The organism is Rhodoferax sp. GW822-FHT02D07 (assembly GCF_058802405.1).
In genome coordinates this window covers 1-20,355 of the sequence record NZ_JBXAOD010000011.1, presented here as the reverse complement: position 1 = coordinate 20,355, position 20,355 = coordinate 1, and the positions used below count along the sequence as shown (strand labels likewise).

Sequence of the window (20,355 nt, the reverse complement as noted above, 5' to 3'; positions counted from 1 at the left end):
ACCTCTTAGTTGCCGATGATGGAGAGCAGCTCTTCGCGGGTGCTGGGGTCGGCCATGTACTTGCCGTAGAGCGGGGCGAGGCGGCGCACCATGGGCGCCACGTCCTTGACGCGCACAAACTGGACGCCCTGCTTGGTGGCCGTGTCCACGGCCGAGGCCACGCGCTTGGCCCAGAGCTCGCGCATCAGCAGGGCCGATTCGGCGCCGGCCTTCTGGAAAGCCGTCTTGTCGGCCGGGCTCAGGCTGGCCCAGAGCTTGGTGGAGACCACCAGGGCTTCGGGCGAAATCACATGGTTGGTCACATAGACCGATTTGGCGATCTTGTAATGCCCCGTGGACTCAAACGAGGGCATATTGTTTTCGGCGCAGTCGACATCGCCTTTTTCCAGCGCACCCAGCACGTCCTTGAAGGGCAGGGCTACGGGCGTGGCGTCCATGAGTTTGACCATCTCCAGATAAACCTCGGACTGTTGCACGCGGATGCGAGCACCGGCCAGATCCTTGAAGCTGCCCACGCTGCGGTTCACGCAGTAAAAGGAACGCGCGCCGCCGTCATACCAGCCCACCACCACAAAGCCCGCGGCCTGGAGCTTGGCGGCAAAGCGCTCGCCGAGCTTGCCGTCCAGGTGCTTGAACATATGGGCCGAGTCGCTGAACAGAAAAGGCAGGTTCAGCGCCTTGAGGCCGGGCACCGCGTCCGAGAGTGGACCTGCGCTGAACTCGGCCACATCCACCTCGCCGGCCTTGAGCATCTGCACCGCCTTGGGTTGGTCGCCCAGCGTGGCGTTGGAGTGCACGGTGATCTGGTATCGCCCTCCGGTGTTTTGTGCCACCAGGCTGGCAAAGCGCTTCATCGCCTCAGTGACGGGGTAGCCATCGGGGTGGATGTTCCAGGCGCGCAGTTGTGTCTGCGCACTGGCTGCGGTACCGGCGAGTGTGATCAACCCGGCCAGCGCACTGGCCAGGAGAGCGCGGCGCGCCATGGCGTCAGGCCTGTGCGACTTCGTGTGCGCCCATGATTTCCAGGGCGCGCACGAGGGCGGAGTGATCGAGCTGGCCCATGCCGTTGGCGGCGCAGACCTGCATAAGCTGGGCGGCACCGGCAGTCTGCGGCAGCGCCAGGCCCAGGGACTTGGCGCCGCTGAGTGCCAGCGCCAAATCCTTCTGGTGCAGGTTGATGCGGAAGCCCGGGTTGAAGGTGCGTTTGACCATGCGCTCGCCATGCACCTCCAGGATGCGCGAGGCCGCAAAGCCGCCCATCAGCGCCTGGCGCACCTTGGCCGGGTCGGCGCCGGCCTTGCTCGCAAACAGCAGGGCCTCGCCCACCGCGGCAATGTTGAGCGCCACGATGATCTGGTTGGCCACCTTGCAGGTCTGGCCGTCGCCATTGCTGCCCACCAGGGTGATGTTTTTTCCCATCTTCTGCAGCAGCGGCAGCACGGTGGCAAAGGTGGCCTCTTCGGCGCCCACCATGATGGTCAGGCTGGCCGCCTTGGCTCCCACTTCACCGCCCGAAACGGGCGCGTCCACATACTGGCAGCCCAGCGCGTTGATCTTGGCCGCAAAGGCCTTGGTCTCCATGGGCGAGATGGAGCTCATGTCCACCACCGTCTTGCCTTGGCTCAGGCCTGCTGCAACGCCGTTTTTGCCGAACAGCACGGTCTCCACATCTGGTGTGTCCGGCAGCATGAGGAAGATGATGTCGGCCTTTTGCGCGACTTCCTGCGCATTGGCGCAAGCCTTGCCGCCAGCATCCAGCAGCTGTGTGGGTACGGCGCTGCGGGTGTTGAGGTAGACAGTGTGGCCGGCGGCCAGCAGGTGGCCGGCCATGGGGGCGCCCATGATGCCCAGGCCAATAAATCCGAGTCTGGTCATAGTGTTGCTTGTGATGAAAAGAAAAATTCAGGCTGCAAGAATTAGGCTGCGTAGCGGTCCTTGAGCGCCTGGGTGGCCGAGCGGAACACGCCCAGGTCGCTGCCCACAGCCACGAAGGTGGCACCCATGTCCATGTAGCGGCGGGCATCGGCCTCTACCGGCGCCAGGATGCCGGTGGGCTTGCTATGGGCCTTAGCCTGCGCAAACACATGGGCGATCGCTTCCTGCACCTCGGGGTGGGCGGCGTTGCCCAGGTGGCCGTAGCCGGCGGCCAGGTCCGAGGGGCCGACAAACAGGCAGTCCACACCGGGCAGTGCGGCAATGTCGCCACTGGCAGCCACGCCGGCGCGGCTTTCAATCTGCACGGCCACGCACATGTGCTGGTTGGCTTCCTGGAAGTAGTTGGCCACCGTGCCGTAGCGGTTGCTGCGCTGGGACACTGACACACCGCGCATGCCCTCGGGCGGGTAGCGTGTGGCGGCCACCGCGCGTTGGGCTTCTTCTGCGGTCTCGACAAATGGGATCAGGAAGTTGTAGAAACCCGCGTCCAGCAGGCGCTTGATTTCCACCGTGTTGTTGCTGGTGGGGCGCACAAAGGGCGCGCTCACGCTGTCCTTCAGCGCCATGAGCTGGGGCACAAAGGTGACCACATCATTGGGCGAGTGCTCGCCGTCCATGAGGATCCAGTCAAAGCCGGCCACGCCCAGCACCTCGGCGGTGATGGGGCTGGCCAGGGACGACCAGCAGCCGATTAGGCGTTTGCCGGCCAGCAGGTCTTTCTTGAACTGGTTGGGGAAAGGGCGGTATGGGGTGGGGTAGGTCATGGCGATGCCTTCAGAAATTCTGTCGTTCAGGGGTGTTCAGGTAATGGGTGCCGGGTTGAACAGCACCAAGGAGTTGTGCAACTTCCAGTGCTCGGCCCAGGTTTTCTTGCGGCCGCTGGCGACTTCCAGCATCAGGTGGAACAGCTCCCAGCCCACGTCTTCGATGCTGGCCTGGCCGTCGGCAATGCGGCCGGCGTTCACGTCCATCAGGTCGTGCCAGCGGCGCGCCAGGTCGGTGCGCGTGGCCACCTTGATGACGGGGCACTCGGCCAGGCCGTAAGGCGTACCGCGGCCGGTGGTGAACACATGCAGGTTCATGCCGGCAGCCAGCTGCAGCGTGCCGCAGATGAAGTCGCTGGCCGGGGTGGCGGCGTAGTGCAGGCCCTTGTGCTGCAGCTTCTCGCCCGGCGAGAGCACGCCGCTGATGGGCGCGGTGCCGGACTTGATGATGGAGCCCATGGCCTTCTCGACGATGTTGGACAGGCCGCCGGCCTTGTTGCCCGGTGTGGTGTTGGCGCTGCGGTCCGCCTGGCCACGGCCCAGGTAGGCGTCATACCAAGCCATCTCGCGTGCCATGGCCTGGGCGATCTCGGGCGTGGTGGCGCGGGCCGTCATCTGCTCCACGGCGTCGCGCACCTCGGTGGTTTCGGAAAACATGACGGTAGCGCCGGCGCGCACCAGCAGGTCGGTGCAGAAGCCCACGGCCGGATTGGCCGTGACGCCGGAGAAGGCATCGCTGCCGCCGCACTGCACGCCCACCACCAGTTCGCCGGCGGGAATAGTCTCGCGTTGGCGCGCGTTCAGGCGCTCCAGATGCGGCACGGCCGAGGCCAGTACCGAATCGATCATGCTCATGAAGCCTACATGTTTGTCGGCCTGTAGGCACACCACGTCCAGGGGCGCGTCGGCCGCCAACGGGATGCTGCCGGGCGGAAGCAGGCGTTCGGGCTGCAGCTTCTCGCAGCCCAGGCTCACCACCATCACCTCGCCGCCAAAGTTCGGGTTCTTGGAGATGTTGCGCAGCGTACGAATGGGGATGATGGCGTCGGGCGCATCGATGGCCACACCGCAGCCATAGGAATGCTCAATACCGATCACGTCGTCCACATTCGGGTAGCGCGGCAGCAGCTGCTCCTTGATGCGCTGTACCGCAAAGTCCACCACACCCGCCACACATTGCACGGTGGTGGTAATGGCCAGGATGTTGCGTGTGCCCACCGAGCCGTCTGCATTGCGGTAGCCCTCGAAGGTATAGCCCTCCAGCGGCTCGGCGTTCCACGCCGGGGCCGTGGCCTGCGGCAGGTCGGTGAGGGCGCGCGCAGCCGGCATGTGCAGCAGGCGTTCGTGCACCCAGGCACCGGCCGGGATGTCCTTCAGGGCGTAGCCAATCGGCACGTTGTAGCGCAGCACGGCCGCGTCCTGAGGGATGGCCACCAGCGCCACCTTGTGGCCCTGCGGCACACGGTCGACCAGTGTGAGGCCATCGGCCAGCACGGTGCCCGCGGGCAGGCCACCGTCATTGGCGACGATGGCCACGTTGTCGGCCGCGTGCATGCGGATGGTGAGGGGGGGCGTGGTCATGGCGAAAACAGAGGCAGGGCAGGCGAGGGGTTTCAGTCCGCCTTGATGTTGCGAGAGGTGATGAGCTTTTGCCAGCGCGCGAACTCCATCGCCTGGAAGGCAGCGAACTGCTCGGGCGTGTTGAGCACGATCTCGAAGCCCAGCTCTTGCAGCTTGGGCGCGACCGTGGGGTCCTTGATGGAGGCCACGATGGCATCTACCAGGCGCTTCTTGATGTCGGCCGGCAAACCCTTGGGTGCGGCCACGGCCTGCCAGGAGTTCACATTGGCGTCTTTCACGCCGCCTTCTTCCAGCGTGGGCACATCGGGCAGCAGCGGCGAGCGCTTGGCGCTGGTGATGGCCAGGGCGCGCAACTTGCCCGACTTGATCTGGGGCAGGGCGGTGTTGATGTTCATGAAGGACGACTCGACCTGGTTGCCCAGCAGGTCCGTCATCACCGGGCCGCCGCCCTTGTAGGGCACGTGCACGCCGCTGGTGCCGGTCTGTTGCCAGAACAGCTCGGCCGTGAGGTGGTCGCTGCTGCCGTTGCCCGACGAGGCAAAGCTCATCTTGTCGGGGTGGGCCTTCAGGTAGGTGATCACCTCGGCCAGGGACTTGCGCTCCGAGGCTGCAGGCACGACCAAAACATTGGGGGCCTGCACCGCGATGGTGAGCGGGTCCAGGTCCTTGAGCGCGTCGTAATTCACCTTGATGAGGTGCGGCGCGATCACGAAGGGGCCCAGCGAGGAGACCAGCAGGGTGTGACCGTCGGCGGGCGCACGCGCCACCTGAGCGGCACCTATGGTGCCGGTGGCGCCGGCTTTGTTGTCGACGATGAAGCTCACGCCAGCACCCATCTTCTCGGCCATCTTGGTCGAGAGGATGCGCGCGATCTGGTCCGTTGACCCACCCGGAGGGAAAGGCACAACGAGCGTAATCGGCTTGTCAGGCCAGGCCAGCGCGCTCAGGGATGCGCCAGCGGCCAGCAGCAGGGTCATCAGTTGCTTTTTCATGCGGTTCTCCTTCAGGTGGAAGTCGGCGTATGGGGGAGGCTTAGTGCAGGATCAGGTTGGGCAGCCACAACGAGAACGCGGGCACATAGGTCACGAGCAGCATGCAGGCTGTCAATGCGCCGTAGAACGGCAGGATGGTGCGCATGACATCGCCCACCGATATGCCGCCGATGGCACACCCCACCGCTTGCGTGGTACCCACGGGTGGGGTGTTGAGGCCCAGTGCGCAGTTCAGCAGCATCATCACGCCGAACTGGGCCGGGTCCATGCCGAACTTCTGCGCGATGGGCAGGAAGATGGGCGTGCAGATCAGCAGCGTGGGCGCCATATCCAGGAAGGTGCCCAGCACAAAGAGCGCCACGTTGATCATCAGAAAGATCAGCCAGGGGTTCTGGGTCACGGTGCTCATCAGCTCGCCGGTGCGTTCGGGAACGTCGTACATCGCGAGGAAGTAGCCAAACGCGTTGGAGATGCCGATCAGGAACAACACCACACCGGTGGTCTTGCAGGCCTTGGCGCAGGACTTGATGAAGTTCTTCCAGGACAGCGAGCGGTAGGCCACAGCGGTGATCAACAGGGCCCACAGCACGGCGGTGGCGGCAGACTCGGTGGCGGTGAATACGCCCGAAAGAATGCCGACCAGGATGATGCCGATGATGAGCAGTCCCGGCAGTGCCGCGACAAAGCTCACACCCACCTCGCCCCAACCGGCGAAGGCGCCGCGTGTGGGGTAGCCGCGCTTGATGGCCACGCCATAGGCGGCCAGCAGGTTCAGGCCTGTGAGCAGCAGGGCCGGCACGATGCAGGCCAGGATCATGCCCAGCACGCTGACCGAGGCAATGCCCGCAGTGGCTAGCGTGTAGAGGATGAGGTTGTGGCTGGTGGGCATGAGCGCGCCAACCAGAGACGCGTGGGTGGTCACGTTCACCGCATAGTCGGTGTCGTAGCCTTCCTCTTTCATCATGGGAATCATCACCGAGCCCATGGCCGACACGTCGGCCACCGGGGAGCCGGCGACGCCGCCAAACAGCGTGCAACCCAGCACGTTGGACATGCCCAGGCCGCCGCGCACGTGGCCCACCATGCTGTTGGCAAAACGCACGATGCGCTGGGCAATGCCGCCATGCAGCATCAGTTCACCAGCGAACACGAAGAAGGGAATGGCCAGGAAGGAGAACACTTGCATGCCCCCCACCATCTTCTGGAACACCACGGCCACGGGCAGGCCGGCGGCAATGATGGTGGCCACGGATGACAGGCCGACGGAAAAGCCGACCGGCACGCCGATCAGCAGCAGCACCGCAAAACTTACACCCAGGACAATCAGTTCCATGCTGGCACCACTTCCTTGCCCTGCAGCAGGGCGATCACATGTTCAATCGAAAAAAGCACCACCAGCACACCGGCGATCACGAGGGGGACATAGTCCATGCTGGAGGGGATGGGCAGCATGGGTTTCTGGTCGTTCCACTTGAGGACGGACCAGAGGTAACCGTTGTAGGCCATGAGCGCACCGAAGATGCCCACCAGTACGTGGATGAGGACTTCCAGCTTCAGGCGCAGGCTTTCTGGCAACAGGCTGATGATGGAGTCGAGGCCAATGTGCCCGGCGTCACGCACGCCCACGGCCACGCCTAGCGCGGTGATATAGAGCACCAGCAACAGGGCCAGCGCTTCGGCCCAGGTGGGGGTGTCGTTGAAGACATAACGCCCGACAACCTGGTATTGCACGCAAGCGATGAGCACGATGAGGCCAGCCACTGCAAGCATCAGACTGAGCTTGGAGAGCGTGGCACAGAAGCGGGTATACATGAACAGCTCCGGTGAGAAGGGAAAACACCCCGGCGGCCCCGCCGGGGTGTTGGAGGACACGCTTACTTGGTGTCTTGGACGGCCTTCACCAGGCGCTTCATGTCAGGCGTGTTGGCGAACTTGTCGTACACCGGCCCCATGACGTCCTGGAAGGACTTTTTGTCCACTTCCACGATCTCGACGCCAGCGGCCTTCACCATGTCGTACTCTTTTTTCTCATAGGCAGCCCAGGCCGTGCGGTTAAAGCCCACAGATGCCTTGGCTGCTGCGCGGATCTGGTCCTGCTCCGCCTTGGGCAGCTTGTCCCATGCGATCTTGGAGAACAGCAGCACTTCGGGTGCCATGGAGTGCTCGGTCTTGTTGTAGTACTTGGCGGCTTCAAAGTGGCGGCTACCGGAGCCATACGAGGGGTAGTTGTTTTCCGCCGCATCAATGATGCCGGTCTTAAGCGCAGTCATCACTTCACCAAAAGGCATGGGGGTAGGGTTTGCGCCCATGGCCGCAGTCAAGGCGACCCACAGGTCAGACTGCTGCACGCGGATTTTCAAGCCCTTGGTGTCGGCCACCGATTTGATAGGCTTCTTGCTGTAAATGGAGCGCGCACCGGAGTCGTAGTAGGCCAGCAGCACAAAGCCTTGTGCTTCGCAGTCCTTGGCAATTTCTTCGCCGATGGGGCCGTCCAGCACCTTGTGCAGGTGATCCACCGAGCGGAACAGGAAAGGCAGCACCGGGATGTTGGTCTTGGCGCAGACCGAGTTCATGGGGCTGATGTTCACGCGCACCATGTCCAGCGCGCCGATCTTCACCTGGTCAATGGTTTCCTTCTCGGTGCCAAGGGCTCCCTTGTTGAACACCTTGATGCTGTGCTTGCCGCCGCTGGCCTTCTTGAGCTCGTCGCTCATGAACTTGACGGCCGTCACGGTGGGGTAGTCGTCGGAGTTGTGGATGTCGGCCGACTTGAATTCAGTGGCCTGTGCCGCCATGCACAGCAGGCCAGCGGCCGTGGCCAGCAGGGTAGGTACGAGTTTCATTGCTTGTCTCCTCTTTGATGGGATGGTTGGGGTGATCTAACGGACGGGAAACTGGGAAAACAGGGGCTCAGGCCGGCCTTGTACGCCGGGCTCTAGCACCAGCACGGCACCGTCCAGCGTGGCGTCGAAACCAGGTGCGGGCGTGGCGGGCTGGATGGAAGTCACAAACAGGTGGCGAAGGTCCGGGCCTCCGAAGGCGCACATGGCGGGCTTGCTCACGGGCACGGCAATGGACTGCAGCAGCGCGCCGGCTGGGCTGAAGCGGTGCAACTGGCCGGCGTCATTGCCGCAGATCCAGTAGCAGCCCTCGGCATCCACGGCCGCGCCATCGGGGCGGCCGGGCAGGGTTTGCATGTCCACCCAAGCGCGTTGCGGGCCCCAGCTGCCGGTGGCGCCATCAAAGGCGTGCTGCCAGATCTTCTGCACGCTGGGGTGGGAGTCGGACAGGTAAGCGGTGGCGCCATCGGGGCTGAAGGCCATGCCGTTGGGCGTGATGTAGCCCTGCAGTACCGGGCCTCGCAGGCCCTTGCTGTCCAGGCAGTAGATACCGCCCGCCGCGCTGGCCAGCCCCATGTCGCGCACCATGGTGCCGGCCCAGAGTCGACCCTGTGCATCGCAGCGGCCGTCGTTGAAGCGCATGCCTGCCGCAGGGTGTTCGATGCTGGCAAGGCGGGTCAAACGGGTTTGTGGCGGCGTTTGCAACTCCACTTCGAAGACGCCGCTTTCCATGGCGGCAATCACGGTGCCGCGCACGCTCAGGGCAATGCAGCCCACCCGCTCGGGTAAGGCCCAACTGGCCTGTCGGCGGCTGTTCCAGTCAAAGCGGTGTATCTGTTGGCCTTCGATATCCACCCAGTACAAGGCTTGGTTGGCTACCGACCACACGGGGGATTCGCCCACGCGGTCGCGCGCGGAACTGATGGCATGTGCCTGGATCACGGCGATGCCTTACTTGCCAGCCTTATGGGCCGTCATGGGGATGCCCTGGAACAGGAATCCGCCACCCTGGTAAATCACGGCAGGGTCGGTCACATCGGGTTCGGCCGTACGGGCGTAGACAGCCTCGCGGAACGGGTCCGAACTGTCCTTCGGGACATAGCCCACATGGCGGGCGGCGCTGTTGTCGTACCAAGTGACTGCGTTATCGGACATGCCGAAGATGGCGGTATGGCCCAGCACTGGCGTGGTCAGACAGGCCGTCACCAGGCGATGCAGGTCGTCAAAGCTCAGCCAGCTTGCCAGCATGCGGCGGTCCTTGGGTTCGGCGAAGGAGGAGCCGATGCGCACGCAGGCGGTCTCGATGCCGTAGCGGTCAAAGTACATGCGCGACAGGTCTTCGCCAAAGGCCTTGCTCACGCCGTACAGGCTGTCGGGGCGGGCAGGGTGGTTGAGCGTGATGGTCTCGCTCTGCTTGTAGAAGCCGGTTACATGGTTGGAGCTGGCAAACACCACGCGCTTCACGCCGAACTTGCGCGCCGCTTCATAGAGGTTGTAGACGCCCAGGATGTTGGCCTGCAGGATGGGCTCGAAGGGGCCTTCGACGGACACGCCGCCAAAGTGCACGATGGCCTGGCAGCCCTCTACCAAAGAGTCCACGGCGGCGGCATTGGCCAAGTCAGCCAGCACCACTTCCTCGCCCGCGCGGGCGGGGCCAAAATCGGCGCGGTCAGAGAGTCGCAAAACGTCGCAATTGGCCTTGAGCCGGTCGCGCATGGCAGTGCCCAGGCCGCCTGCGGCACCGGTCATCAGCAAAGTGTGGTGTACTTTGATGGTCATGAAATTTGTCGATTTCTTGTCAGTTATATGTTGTCTGATGTGTTAAATTGTCGGCACCCGTTCCAACCGAGTCAAGGGCTTTTCCATGGACCTAGTGCAAACCCCTAGAGCCGCTGTAGCGCCAACAGCACCCGCCGATGCGGGCAGTTTGGCGCGTCCGCGCCGTGCCCGCGGTCTGGTGCAGGAAGTGGTGGAGAGTCTGGAATCCAGCATCCGCGAGGGCGCCATTTCGCCCGGTTCCAAATTGCCCACCGAGTCCGAAATCATGGCCCGCTTCGATGTGAGCCGCACGGTGGTGCGCGAGGCCATCTCGCGTCTGCAGGCCAACCGCTTGGTCGAAACGCGCCATGGCGTGGGTACCTTTGCGCTGGCACCGCAGGCGCAGGGCAACTTCCAGATTGCGGCGGTTGATTTCGCCACTGTGGCCGACGTGATCGCCTTGTTGGAGCTGCGTATCAGCCTGGAAACGGAGGCCGCTGGCCTAGCCGCGCAGCGCCGCACCGAAGCCAATCTGCAGGCCATGCAGGCCATGCTCGATGCTTTCCAGATGTCCATTCAGGAGGACTCGGATGCCGTGCCCTCGGACTTCAGCTTCCATATGGAAGTGGCCAAGGCCACCGGCAACCGCCACTTTGCGGACCTGATGACCTACCTGGGCACCATGATCATTCCGCGCACCCGGGTCAACACGCCCAACAGCGCGCCGGAAGGGCGGCTGAACTACCTGCGCCGCGTCCACGGCGAGCACGAGTACATCTTCAACGCCATCCGCAACCAGGACGCCGATGCCGCCCGCGCGGCCATGCGCACCCACCTGGCAAACAGCAAGGACCGTCTCAGAAAATCCCAGTCCGATGTGGTTTAGTTGTATGATGTCCTACTTGTAGGGGCGCCATGTCGAGTGCCTCACTGAGGAGACTTATCCATGACCACCCCCCAATCCGGCGCCGTGCGTGGCGCTCCCACTGTCACTGCGCTGCGTGTCATCCCCGTTGCGGGGCATGACGGCATGCTGATGAACCTGAGCGGCGCCCACGCGCCGTTTTTTACGCGCAACATCGTCATCCTGACCGACAGCAGCGGCAACACCGGCGTAGGCGAGGTGCCCGGTGGCGAGAAGATCCGCCAGACGCTGGAAGACGCAGCCGCCCTCGTCGTGGGCCAGTCCATCGGCAACTACAACGCCATCCTCAACCGCATGCGCGAAGCCTTTGCCGCGCGTGACAGCGGCGGCCGTGGCCTGCAAACCTTTGACCTGCGCATCGCCATCCACGCCGTGACCGCCGTGGAAAGCGCGCTGCTCGATCTGCTGGGCAAATTCCTGGGTGTGCCCGTGGCTGCCTTGTTGGGCGACGGCCAGCAGCGTGACAGCGTGGCCGTGCTGGGCTACCTGTTCTATGTGGGCGACCGCAAGGCCACCGACCTGCCTTACATCAGCGAGCCCGATGCCGAAGACGACTGGAAGCGCCTGCGCCACGAAAAAGCCATGGACGCCGAAGGCGTGGTGCGCTTGGCCGAAGTCGCCTATGCGCGTTACGGCTTTCAGGATTTCAAGCTCAAGGGCGGCGTGCTGCGCGGTGAGGAAGAGGTCGAAGCGATCCGCGCGCTGCATGCGCGCTTTCCGCAGGCGCGCATCACGCTGGACCCGAACGGCGGCTGGCTGCTCAAAGACGCGATCCGCCTGACCCGCGATCTGCATGGCGTGATGGCCTATGCCGAAGACCCGTGCGGCGCCGAAGGCGTGTTCTCGGGCCGCGAAGTGGTGGCCGAGTTCCGCCGCGCCACCGGCCTGCCCACGGCCACCAACATGATTGCCACCGACTGGCGCGAACTCGCGCATTCGCTGGCCCTGCAGTCGGTGGACATTCCGCTGGCCGACCCGCATTTCTGGACCATGCAAGGCTCTGTGCGCGTGGCGCAGGTTTGCGAGACCTGGGGCCTGACCTGGGGTTCGCATTCCAACAACCACTTCGACGTGTCGCTGGCCATGTTCACCCATGTGGCGGCCGCCGCGCCCGGCAAGGTCACCGCCATCGATACGCACTGGATCTGGCAAGACGGCCAGCGCCTCACCAAGGCCCCGCTGCAGATCGTGGGCGGCCAGATTGCCGTGCCCACCTCGCCGGGCTTGGGTTTGGAGCTGGACATGGCGGAAGTGGAGAAGGCGCACCAGCTGTACCTGCAACACGGCCTGGGCGCGCGCAACGACGCCATGGCCATGCAGTACCTGATCCCGGGCTGGACCTTCAACCCCAAGAGCCCCTGCCTGGTGCGCTGAGGCCGGAAAGCTCCAGCCATGGAGTTTGAAGCCAAGTGGGTCTCCAGCCCCCGTGAAATATGCGCGAGCAGCTCCTGTTTTGGTAGCGGATTAGCGCGCGGCTTCCGCCAGCTGGATCGCCAGGCGGTTGTGGCGCTCCACCAGCGGCCCCAGGTCCACGGTGGTGAGCTGGCCTTCGCGCACCACCACCTTGCCGTTGACGATGGTGGTGTCGGCCTGCGGGCTGGCGCACAGCAGCAGGCTGCCCACCGGGTCGTGCACGGCACCGCCCGCAAAGCCCAGCGTGTCCAGGTCCCACAAAACCAGATCGGCGCACATGCCCACGGCCAGGTGGCCGATGTCAGCGCGGCCCAAAACCTGCGCGCCGCCGCGTGTGGCCACGCTGAGCACATCGCGCACAGTCATTTCGGCCGGGCCCAGGTCGCAGCCAAAAAAGGTTTTGCCGTCACGCACTTCGGGCGGCTGCATGGCGCGGCCCACGCGGGCCAGCAGCAGCGCCTGGCGTGCCTCGTTGAGCATGTGCGCGGCGTCGTTGCTGGCGCTTCCGTCCACGCCCAGGCCCACGGGCACGCCCGCATTGAGCATCTTGCGCACCGGTGCAATGCCGCTGGACAGACGCATATTGCTGCAGGGGCAGTGCGCCACGCCCGTGCGGCTGGCGGCAAACAGGCTGATGCCCTCGTCGTCCAGCTTCACGCAGTGCGCGTGCCACACGTCATGGCCCAGCCAGCCCAGGTCCTGCGCGTACTGCGCGGGGGTGCAGCCGAACTTCTCTTTGGAATAGGCCAGGTCGTGGTCGTTCTCGGCCAGGTGGGTGTGCAGGCGCGCGCCGTACTGACGCGCCAGCAGCGCCGATTCGCGCATCAGCTCCCGGCTCACGCTGAAAGGCGAGCAGGGCGCCACCGCCACATTCAGCATCGATCCATGCGACGCGTCGTGGTACTGCTCGATCAGGCGCTGCGTGTCTTTCAGGATGAAGTCTTCTTGTTCCACCACACGGTCCGGCGGCAACCCGCCTTGCGACTGGCCCACGCTCATGCTGCCGCGCGTGGCCACAAAACGCATGCCGATCTCGGCCGCTGCCTCGATGCTGTCATCCAGGCGCACGCCGTTGGGGTAGATGTAGAGGTGGTCGCTGCTGGTGGTGCAGCCGCTCAGCAACAGTTCGGCCATGGCCACCTGCGTGCTCACCCGCACCATCTCGGGCGTCAGCCCGGCCCAGATGGGGTAGAGCCCGCGCAGCCAGCCAAACAGCTCTGCGTTCTGCACCGCGGGTATCGCCCGCGTGAGCGACTGGTACATATGGTGGTGCGTGTTCACCAGCCCGGGCGTGACCAGGTGCTGGCGCGCGTCGATCACCTCATCGGCCTGCAGGGCGTGCGGCGGCAAGTCGGTCGTGGCGCCTATGAAGGCGATGCGGTTGTCGGTGATGTAGATGGATGCATCGCGCAGCTCGGTGGCTTGCGCCGGGTCGGCGTTATCGAACGTCGCAATCATGCGCGCGTTGTGGATCAGCAAAGTGCCCATGTGAAAATTTCTCCGTCAAACAAGTGTTCCACCGTAGAGGGTGGGTCCTGCCGAGGCCGAATCCCGCTGGCGGCCTGCAAAAGCCGCCAGAGGCGAGCACCACGTTGCCGAGCATCCCGGGCTGTGCTTGCGCTATGCGCGCCCCGAATTTTGCCCCAAGTCCTCTCCAGTACCATGGAATGAAGCGATGACCATGCCAAGCCCAACCCCTCACTTCTCCGAACTCGGCCCGCGCGAGCTGCTGGCCCAACTCTATTGGGCCGCCGTGCGCCAGGCGCTGCCGGCCCACACGCTGGCGGGCTTTCTGCCCCCGGTGCCCAAGGGCCGCACGCTGGTGCTGGGCGCAGGCAAGGCCGGTGGCGCCATGGCGCACGCGCTGGACGCGCTCTGGCCGCAGGACGCCCCCATGAGCGGTCTGGTCGTCACCCGCTACGACCACACGCCGCCGCGCCCGGTGGACGCCGCGCCCCAGCGCATCGAGGTGGTGGAGGCGGCTCACCCCGTGCCCGACGCGGCTGGGCTGGCCGCGGCCCAGCGCATTCTGGCGCTGACCGAGGGGCTGACCGAAGACGACTTGGTGATCTGCCTGATCTCGGGCGGCGGTTCCTCGCTGCTGACATTGCCCGCGCAGTGGGAGGGCGGTGGCATCAGCCTGGCGGACAAGCAGCGCATCAACAAGCTGCTGCTGGAGAGCGGTGCCAGCATCCAGGAGATGAATTGCGTGCGCAAGCACCTCTCCGCCATCAAGGGCGGGCGCCTGGCGGCAGCCTGCCATCCGGCCCAGGTGGTGACGCTGCTGATCAGCGACGTGCCGGGCGACGACCCCAGCGTCATCGCCAGCGGCCCCACGGTGCCCGACCCCACCACCTGCGCCGATGCGCTATCAATATTGAAGCGACTCGCGCATGATTCACGCGGGCTGGAGCTTGATTCGGTACTGAAAGTGCTCGCGGCTGGCGCACTGGAAACGCCCAAGCCCGGCGACCCGGTGTTCGCCCGCAACAGTGTGCACCTCATCGCCACGCCCCAGCAGTCGCTGGAAGCCGCGGCCGACGCGGCGCGTGCCCTGGGCCTGAATGCCTACATCCTTAGTGACGAGCTGGAAGGCGAGTCGCGCGAGGTGGGCAAGGTGCATGCGGCGCTGGCGCGCACCGCAGCACTGCACCCCGCGTCCGCCGCGCAACCCTTTGCCCGGCCCTGTGTCATCTTGAGCGGCGGCGAAACCACGGTCACCATCCGCCCACGCCGCGAGGGCGCTGCCAAGGGCCGGGGCGGCCGGGCCGGCGAGTTCTGCATGGGCCTGGCCCAGGCACTGCAGGGCCAAGCCGGCGTCTGGGCGCTGGCGGCGGACACCGATGGCATTGACGGCGTGGAAGACAACGCCGGCGCGCTGGTGGCGCCCGATACGCTGGCCCGCGCCAAAGTGGCGGGCCTGTCCCTGGCGGACTGCCTGGACCGCAACGACGCCGTGGGCTTCTTCCAGCCCTTGGGCGACCTGTTCACCACCGGCCCCACGCACACCAACGTCAACGACTTCCGCGCGCTGCTCATTCTTTGACCTGCCTCAAGGTGCGTGGGCGCGCATCGCGGCACAGTGGCGCCCATGTTGGAGTCCTTGCCCCCGTCCCTGGCCAGCCTGCTGGCAACTTGCCCCTTGGAGATGCAACCCGCCGGTGCGCGGCTGCAGCGCCGTGGGGTGGCGGGCGTGCAGGTCTGCTACCTGCAGGGCGGCCGCGTGCTGCTGGGGCTGGCCGATGGCAGCCCGCCACAGGGCGCACTGCTGGCTCACCAGCTGGGCAGCCAGACCACGCCGGGCTGGCTGGACGCCACGGCTGCCGTGCTGGGCCTGCCCGCGGCCATGGATGCGGTGGCGGAAACCCCGGTTCAGCTGCGCACACTTTCTTTGGCCGCGTTCCGCGCGGCGCTGCCGAACTTTGCCAGTGCGGCGGGTAGCGTGCTGCGCGATCTGGCCTTGGCCCACCGCCAGCAGACCGAGCTGGCTGTAAGCCGCCTCGCCAAGGACGCCGAGGCCCGCTGCGCGGAATGGCTGCTGTCCCAGGCCCAAAGCGGTACGCAGGGCAGTTGGGCCGTGCAATTGCAACAGCGCAAACGCCTCATCGCGGCGCAACTGGGCATTGCGCCCGAAACCTTGTCGCGGGTGCTGCGACACCTGCGCGAGCGCCAACTGATCAGCGGCTCTGGCCGCACGGTGCAACTGGTGGACCCGGCGGGCCTGCGCTCGCTGGCCGAGCTCTAGTCGGCTGGCGTTGCCGGTTCCTTTTTCACCAGCGTGTACTCGGGGTGCTGGCCCGTGAGCAGCTGGAACATGGCAAACACCGGGCCCTGCATGCAGCGCTCGTCACTGGGGCTTTCCAGCGCCTGCCAGGTGCGGGACTGCAGGCCGCCGCGGCTTCCGGTTTGCAGGGAATAACCCATGGCCTCGGCGGCCTGGGCTTGGTTCAGGCCCGCAGCCACGCGCGCGGCTTTGAGCTCGTCGCCAGTGGGGATGGGCATCTTTAGCGGAATGATGGTGGGCATGGGGCGGTTTATACACGCAGATCCCCAGCCGGCGAGCCTAGATATTGGTGTTTACACAGGAGCCGCGTATAGTGGGTTTCAACATGCCCGAATCCTCCTGAAAACCAAGAGGCATGGCTTTGTTGGTTTGGGGGGCAGTGCTGCTCCCGTCCTGCAATCCTTCATCCGGAGGTGTTGATGAACCATGAGGCTGACGTGTCGGCCCCAGCCCTGCCGACTGTCCGGCGGGGACGCTTGTTTGCCGTGGTCTGGATATACGCTGGCGTGGTGCTGGGCCTGTTTGTCCTGACCTACTTCAGCATCGGCCTGCTCTCGGCGGTGCGCGCCTATGTGGAGGGCGAAGGCCTCTGGTCCAAGGGCCAGAAGGACGCGATCTACGCCCTGACCCGCTACACCCTCTACGCCGAAGAAACCGACTACAAGACCTACCAGGCCGCCCTTTCGGTCAACCAGGGCGACCGGCAGGCCCGTATCGAGCTGGAGAAGCCCGACCCTGATTTCGCCTTGGCCGAGGCAGGCCTGCTGCAGGGGCGCAACCATCCGGACGATGTCGCCGGCATGATTTTTCTGTTTCGCTGGTTTCGTGCGCTGCCCGAGATCGAGCGTGCGATCTCCATCTGGGGTGAGGCAGACCAGCACATCGAAAAACTGACCGAAGTGGGCGAGCGCATACATGCCGAGGCCCAGTTGGGCCCGCTCACACCCGCGCAGCAGCGCCGCTTCCTGCAGCAGCTCGACGGCCTCAACGACCGGCTCACGCCGCTGGAAGACAACTTCTCCTACACGCTGGGTTCCGCCGCGCGCAAATACACCCAGCTCATCCTGCTGGTCATGTTTTCGGCGGTGCTGCTCATGCTCACGCTGGCTTACCTCGCTTCGCGCAAGCTGTTGCTGCAGTTTGAATTCACGCAGGAGGTGCTGCGCCAGGGCGAGGAGCAACTGCGCACCGTGCTGCAATTTGCGCCCATGTCCATCCTCATCGTGCGTTCGGACAATGGGCGGGTGCTCTATGTCAACGACCATGTGCGCCAGCAGTTCGCTTTGGAAAATATGGCGCTGGACACCCTGGATCTGCGCGACTTCTGTGTCAATGCAGCAGACCGCGGCCGGTTGATGACGGCCCTGCAGACCGAGGGCACTGTGAACGGCCTGGAGCTGCTGCTGCAGGACACCCGCAAGCTGCCTTTCTGGGCGCTGTATTCGTCCCAGCGCATTCGCTACGAGGGGCACGCCTGCGTGATGATTGCCCTGCTCGATGTGGACGAGCGCAAGCGCGCGCATGACGAGATGAGCTACCGGGCGTATCACGACGCCCTGACCGGCCTGCCCAACCGCGCCATGTTTATGGACTCCTTCAAGCGCAGCCTGCACCGGCTGGAGCGCAGCGGCGGCAGCGGCTCGCTGCTGTTTATTGACCTGGACCACTTCAAGGCCATCAACGACGGTCTGGGCCACGACATGGGCGACCTGCTCTTGCAGCAAGTGGCGCAGCGCATCCTGGGCTGTGTGCGCGAAGGCGACCTGGTGGCCCGCCTGGGGGGTGACGAGTTTGTGGTGCTGGTGGAGGGGCAGGGCGATGCCCGGCGCATGGCAGAGAAGGTGCTGGAGGTCTTGCGGCCGCCGTACCAGCTGGGCGAGAGCGTGGCGCAGGTGACGGCCAGCATTGGCGTGAGCAGTTTTCCCCGCGATGGTTGCGCGCTGGATGAGCTGCTGAGTGCGGCAGACGACGCCATGTACCGCGCCAAGACCTCAGGCCGCGATGCCGTGCAGCTTTTTGTGCGCAAGTCCTGACGCCGCAGGGTGCCGCGCTGGCTTGTGCCAGAATTTTCCATGCCCTTGCGTTTCCCCTTTGCTATTTCTTCCCTGGCGCCGCGCCAGTTGGCCCTGTGGCTAGGTGCCTGGCTGTTGGGCCTGCTGCTGGGCTCCGCGCTGTGGATTGCCCAGTCCATGGACCGCAGCCTCAACGCCTTCGAGACCGATGCCCGCATCGCCCACCGCCTGCTCTCGCAGCGCGCCGTGCAACACGAAGCCGTGCTCGCCACACTCAGCCTCATGCAGCCCGCGCTGGACGCGCGCCTGCCCGCCATTTACCCCCAGTTTTTGCAGATGTGGCGCAAAGAGCCTGGCCAAGCCTGGCCCGCCGATTCCGCCTTGGCAACGGCCCTGGCGGCGGCGGAATCGCGGTCTGGCCGCCCGCAGCTGGTGCGCGCGGACCTGCCGCAAGGCCGCTTCTGGATCGCCATGGGCCCGGGGGCAGGCAATGCGAAAGACGCTTCGTATGCCTTGGAAGTGTCCTTGCCACTCATGGTGCCCTGGGCCGACTGGCCGTATGGCGATCGGCCCGAAGCCGCGGCTGCCCGGCGCACGCTGCTGGCCTTGGAATACGAAGGTAGCCGGTGGACCCTGCACGGTGAATCCAGCGGCCTGGAGCTGCGCCGCTTCGTCTTCCGCAAGCACTTGGCCGCTGACAGCCAGCCCTTCGATGTGGTGGCCGAGCGCAGCTATGGCCTGGCCGACTTGCCCTGGGCTGCTCTCGCGGCTTGGCTGTTGGGCTGGACCTTGGCCCTGCTGGCGCTGGCCAGTGCGCTGCGCCAGCGCCGCGCGCGCCATCGGGCGGAAGAGCTGCTGCGCTTGGGCCAGGTCTCGCGCCTCAATGCACTGGGCGAGCTGGCCGCTGGCTTGGCCCATGAGCTGAACCAACCCTTGACCGCCGTGCTGGCCAGCACCCAAGCGACCACCCGCCTGCTGGCCGAAGACCCGCCGGATCTGGAGCAGGCGCGCAGCGCCATGGGCAGCACCGTGGTGCAGGCGCGTCGCGCCGCCGAGGTGGTAGCCCGCCTGCGCCGCGCCATCGAGCGGCCCAACACCAGCACCGCCGTGCCGCTAGACCTGGGCCAGGCCGCCAGCAATGTGCTGCAGTTGCTGGAGCCCGAATGCCGCAAACGCCAGGTGATAGTGCAGCTGCAAGCGCCCTCAGGCTTGCTGGCCCTGTGCGACCCGGTGGCGCTGGAGCAAATCCTGCACAACCTTGTTACCAACGCACTCCACGCGCTGGAGCTGGTGCAAGACCGGCCGCGCAGCCTGATGCTGCAAGTGGAGCCCTCTGCCACTGGCCGCTTGCGCCTGGTGGTGCAAGACAACGGCCCCGGTGTGCCCGCGGCCTTGGCGGATCGATTGTTTGAACCCTTTGTCAGCGGGCGCCCCGGCGGCCTGGGGCTGGGCCTGAGCCTGTGCGAAACCCTGGCTCAGGCCATGGGCGGCCACATCCGCCATGAGCCCGCACAGCCCGGCACCCGCTTTGTGCTGGAGCTGCCCGCCGCACCCGCAGGAGCCAGCGCATGAGCACCCCCGATTCCCTCTCCCCACTCATCCACCTGGTGGACGACGACGAAGCCGTGCGCGACGCGCTGGGCCTGCTCATCAGCACGGTGGGCCTGCGCGTGGCGCCCTGGGCCAACCCCGAGCGCTTCCTGGCCGAGTTCGACCGCGCCAGCCTGGGCGCCGTGGTGCTGGACATGCGCATGCCCGGCCTTTCGGGCCTGGCCGTGCTGGAGCAGCTGCAGGCCGCGGGCGTGGACCACCCCGTCATCATGCTCACCGGCCACGGCACAGTAGACCTGTGCCGCCGCGCTTTCAAGGCCGGCGCGGCTGAGTTTCTGGAAAAGCCGGTGGACGACGAACTGCTGCTCGACACTCTGCAACAGGCCGTACGCCGCCACGTCAAATCCCGCCAACGCCACGCCGCCGACCAGGCCGCCCGCCAGCGCTACGCAGTCCTCACCGAACGCGAGCGCGAAGTGCTGGGCCTCATCATCGAAGGCCTCACCAACAAGGAAATCGGCCGTGCGATGGCCGTGTCACCGCGCACGGTGGAGACGCATCGGGCCAACTTGTTTGAGAAGCTGGAAGCGCCCTCGCTGGCGCATTTGATTCGGCACTATGCGGCGTTGGTGGAAGAGGGGGATGGGTGAGAAAGTTTGCCGTTGTTTATGTGGATCGCCGGATAGTGCAAACAGCTAAACCCGGTGAATGTCCGCTTTGGGTGGCGGATTCAACCGGTCGCTGCAACACCTTAAATTCTGCATGAGCGGAAGGAGTGTTGCCAATGAAATACAGAACAA

General features: G+C 65.3%; 19 protein-coding genes. 7 read left to right on the top strand and 12 right to left on the bottom strand.

Annotated features, from left to right (window positions below; translation table 11 throughout):
* Nucleotides 1–5: 5 nt before the first annotated feature.
* The 10 genes from AC1RNN_RS19345 to AC1RNN_RS19300 form a co-directional block, all read right to left on the bottom strand.
* A complete protein-coding gene (locus tag AC1RNN_RS19345; RefSeq protein ID WP_493091368.1) occupies nucleotides 6–983 on the bottom strand; it encodes a TRAP transporter substrate-binding protein in 978 nt (325 codons plus the stop codon).
* Nucleotides 984–987: 4 nt separating this feature from the next.
* Nucleotides 988–1,875: a 2-hydroxy-3-oxopropionate reductase gene (locus AC1RNN_RS19340; protein ID WP_493091369.1), complete on the bottom strand. Its 888-nt coding sequence runs from the start codon at nucleotides 1,873–1,875 to the stop codon at nucleotides 988–990.
* A gap of 41 nt (nucleotides 1,876–1,916) precedes the next feature.
* The gene (garL, locus tag AC1RNN_RS19335) at nucleotides 1,917–2,699 is read right to left on the bottom strand and encodes a 2-dehydro-3-deoxyglucarate aldolase (RefSeq protein ID WP_493091371.1); all 783 of its coding nucleotides are present in this window, start codon (nucleotides 2,697–2,699) and stop codon (nucleotides 1,917–1,919) included.
* A 36-nt stretch (nucleotides 2,700–2,735) separates the two neighbouring features.
* A complete protein-coding gene (gene garD / locus AC1RNN_RS19330; RefSeq protein ID WP_493091373.1) occupies nucleotides 2,736–4,280 on the bottom strand; it encodes a galactarate dehydratase in 1,545 nt (514 codons plus the stop codon).
* A 32-nt stretch (nucleotides 4,281–4,312) separates the two neighbouring features.
* A complete protein-coding gene (locus AC1RNN_RS19325) occupies nucleotides 4,313–5,272 on the bottom strand; it encodes a Bug family tripartite tricarboxylate transporter substrate binding protein (protein ID WP_493091375.1) in 960 nt (319 codons plus the stop codon).
* 40 nt (nucleotides 5,273–5,312) lie between these two features.
* On the bottom strand, nucleotides 5,313–6,605 hold the full coding sequence (locus tag AC1RNN_RS19320; RefSeq protein WP_493091376.1) for a TRAP transporter large permease: 1,293 nt from the start codon (nucleotides 6,603–6,605) through the stop codon (nucleotides 5,313–5,315).
* Nucleotides 6,596–7,084: a TRAP transporter small permease gene (locus AC1RNN_RS19315; protein ID WP_493091377.1), complete on the bottom strand. Its 489-nt coding sequence runs from the start codon at nucleotides 7,082–7,084 to the stop codon at nucleotides 6,596–6,598. The genes AC1RNN_RS19320 and AC1RNN_RS19315 overlap by 10 nt, the downstream gene beginning before the upstream one ends.
* A gap of 62 nt (nucleotides 7,085–7,146) precedes the next feature.
* Nucleotides 7,147–8,115 carry a TRAP transporter substrate-binding protein gene (locus tag AC1RNN_RS19310; protein ID WP_493091378.1) on the bottom strand — a complete coding sequence of 323 codons (969 nt, stop codon included), beginning with the start codon at nucleotides 8,113–8,115 and terminating at the stop codon, nucleotides 7,147–7,149.
* Between the two features lie 36 nt (nucleotides 8,116–8,151).
* The gene (locus AC1RNN_RS19305) at nucleotides 8,152–9,054 is read right to left on the bottom strand and encodes an SMP-30/gluconolactonase/LRE family protein (protein WP_493091380.1); all 903 of its coding nucleotides are present in this window, start codon (nucleotides 9,052–9,054) and stop codon (nucleotides 8,152–8,154) included.
* Nucleotides 9,055–9,063: 9 nt separating this feature from the next.
* Nucleotides 9,064–9,891, bottom strand: coding sequence for an NAD-dependent epimerase/dehydratase family protein (locus AC1RNN_RS19300; protein WP_493091382.1), 828 nt, complete (start codon nucleotides 9,889–9,891; stop codon nucleotides 9,064–9,066).
* 85 nt (nucleotides 9,892–9,976) lie between these two features.
* On the opposite strand from AC1RNN_RS19300, the gene AC1RNN_RS19295 reads away from it, so the two are divergent.
* Both AC1RNN_RS19295 and gudD read left to right on the top strand, forming a co-directional pair.
* Nucleotides 9,977–10,756, top strand: a complete 780-nt coding sequence (locus AC1RNN_RS19295; protein WP_493091383.1) for a FadR/GntR family transcriptional regulator — start codon at nucleotides 9,977–9,979, stop codon at nucleotides 10,754–10,756.
* Between the two features lie 60 nt (nucleotides 10,757–10,816).
* Complete coding sequence (gene gudD / locus AC1RNN_RS19290; RefSeq protein ID WP_493091384.1) at nucleotides 10,817–12,169, top strand: glucarate dehydratase; 1,353 nt, start codon at nucleotides 10,817–10,819, stop codon at nucleotides 12,167–12,169.
* Between the two features lie 90 nt (nucleotides 12,170–12,259).
* Here the strand turns inward: gudD and AC1RNN_RS19285 are convergent, their stop codons facing one another.
* Complete coding sequence (locus AC1RNN_RS19285) at nucleotides 12,260–13,696, bottom strand: 8-oxoguanine deaminase (protein WP_493091386.1); 1,437 nt, start codon at nucleotides 13,694–13,696, stop codon at nucleotides 12,260–12,262.
* Between the two features lie 187 nt (nucleotides 13,697–13,883).
* Between AC1RNN_RS19285 and AC1RNN_RS19280 the strand changes: the two genes are divergently transcribed.
* Nucleotides 13,884–15,254 (top strand): glycerate kinase type-2 family protein, encoded by a 1,371-nt coding sequence (locus AC1RNN_RS19280; protein ID WP_493091387.1) that lies wholly within the window; start codon nucleotides 13,884–13,886, stop codon nucleotides 15,252–15,254.
* A gap of 45 nt (nucleotides 15,255–15,299) precedes the next feature.
* The gene (locus tag AC1RNN_RS19275) at nucleotides 15,300–15,953 is read left to right on the top strand and encodes a Crp/Fnr family transcriptional regulator (RefSeq protein ID WP_493091388.1); all 654 of its coding nucleotides are present in this window, start codon (nucleotides 15,300–15,302) and stop codon (nucleotides 15,951–15,953) included.
* Here AC1RNN_RS19275 and AC1RNN_RS19270 read toward each other — a convergent pair.
* Nucleotides 15,950–16,234 (bottom strand): helix-turn-helix domain-containing protein, encoded by a 285-nt coding sequence (locus AC1RNN_RS19270; RefSeq protein WP_493091389.1) that lies wholly within the window; start codon nucleotides 16,232–16,234, stop codon nucleotides 15,950–15,952. The genes AC1RNN_RS19275 and AC1RNN_RS19270 overlap by 4 nt on opposite strands.
* A 177-nt stretch (nucleotides 16,235–16,411) precedes the next feature.
* Between AC1RNN_RS19270 and AC1RNN_RS19265 the strand changes: the two genes are divergently transcribed.
* From AC1RNN_RS19265 to AC1RNN_RS19255, 3 genes are read left to right on the top strand one after another with little or no spacing between them, the layout of a single operon-like run.
* Nucleotides 16,412–18,025 (top strand): diguanylate cyclase domain-containing protein, encoded by a 1,614-nt coding sequence (locus AC1RNN_RS19265; protein ID WP_493091390.1) that lies wholly within the window; start codon nucleotides 16,412–16,414, stop codon nucleotides 18,023–18,025.
* Nucleotides 18,026–18,064: 39 nt separating this feature from the next.
* On the top strand, nucleotides 18,065–19,576 hold the full coding sequence (locus tag AC1RNN_RS19260) for a sensor histidine kinase (protein ID WP_493091391.1): 1,512 nt from the start codon (nucleotides 18,065–18,067) through the stop codon (nucleotides 19,574–19,576).
* Complete coding sequence (locus tag AC1RNN_RS19255; protein WP_493091392.1) at nucleotides 19,573–20,205, top strand: response regulator transcription factor; 633 nt, start codon at nucleotides 19,573–19,575, stop codon at nucleotides 20,203–20,205. The genes AC1RNN_RS19260 and AC1RNN_RS19255 overlap by 4 nt, the downstream gene beginning before the upstream one ends.
* Nucleotides 20,206–20,355 lie beyond the last annotated feature (150 nt).

Excerpts from the sequence above, each read along its gene's own strand:
- AC1RNN_RS19325 (WP_493091375.1), bottom strand. The coding sequence starts at position 5,272 with ATGAAAAAGCAACTGATGACCCTGCTGCTGGCCGCTGGCGCATCCCTG.
- AC1RNN_RS19310 (WP_493091378.1), bottom strand. The coding sequence starts at position 8,115 with ATGAAACTCGTACCTACCCTGCTGGCCACGGCCGCTGGCCTGCTGTGC.
- AC1RNN_RS19285 (WP_493091386.1), bottom strand. The coding sequence starts at position 13,696 with ATGGGCACTTTGCTGATCCACAACGCGCGCATGATTGCGACGTTCGAT.
- AC1RNN_RS19340 (WP_493091369.1), bottom strand. The coding sequence starts at position 1,875 with ATGACCAGACTCGGATTTATTGGCCTGGGCATCATGGGCGCCCCCATG.
- AC1RNN_RS19270 (WP_493091389.1), bottom strand. The coding sequence starts at position 16,234 with ATGCCCACCATCATTCCGCTAAAGATGCCCATCCCCACTGGCGACGAG.
- AC1RNN_RS19260 (WP_493091391.1), top strand. The coding sequence starts at position 18,065 with ATGCCCTTGCGTTTCCCCTTTGCTATTTCTTCCCTGGCGCCGCGCCAG.
- garL (WP_493091371.1), bottom strand. The coding sequence starts at position 2,699 with ATGACCTACCCCACCCCATACCGCCCTTTCCCCAACCAGTTCAAGAAA.
- AC1RNN_RS19295 (WP_493091383.1), top strand. The coding sequence starts at position 9,977 with ATGGACCTAGTGCAAACCCCTAGAGCCGCTGTAGCGCCAACAGCACCC.
- AC1RNN_RS19320 (WP_493091376.1), bottom strand. The coding sequence starts at position 6,605 with ATGGAACTGATTGTCCTGGGTGTAAGTTTTGCGGTGCTGCTGCTGATC.
- AC1RNN_RS19280 (WP_493091387.1), top strand. The coding sequence starts at position 13,884 with ATGACCATGCCAAGCCCAACCCCTCACTTCTCCGAACTCGGCCCGCGC.
- AC1RNN_RS19345 (WP_493091368.1), bottom strand. The coding sequence starts at position 983 with ATGGCGCGCCGCGCTCTCCTGGCCAGTGCGCTGGCCGGGTTGATCACA.
- AC1RNN_RS19275 (WP_493091388.1), top strand. The coding sequence starts at position 15,300 with ATGTTGGAGTCCTTGCCCCCGTCCCTGGCCAGCCTGCTGGCAACTTGC.
- garD (WP_493091373.1), bottom strand. The coding sequence starts at position 4,280 with ATGACCACGCCCCCCCTCACCATCCGCATGCACGCGGCCGACAACGTG.
- AC1RNN_RS19300 (WP_493091382.1), bottom strand. The coding sequence starts at position 9,891 with ATGACCATCAAAGTACACCACACTTTGCTGATGACCGGTGCCGCAGGC.
- AC1RNN_RS19265 (WP_493091390.1), top strand. The coding sequence starts at position 16,412 with ATGAACCATGAGGCTGACGTGTCGGCCCCAGCCCTGCCGACTGTCCGG.
- AC1RNN_RS19315 (WP_493091377.1), bottom strand. The coding sequence starts at position 7,084 with ATGTATACCCGCTTCTGTGCCACGCTCTCCAAGCTCAGTCTGATGCTT.
- gudD (WP_493091384.1), top strand. The coding sequence starts at position 10,817 with ATGACCACCCCCCAATCCGGCGCCGTGCGTGGCGCTCCCACTGTCACT.
- AC1RNN_RS19255 (WP_493091392.1), top strand. The coding sequence starts at position 19,573 with ATGAGCACCCCCGATTCCCTCTCCCCACTCATCCACCTGGTGGACGAC.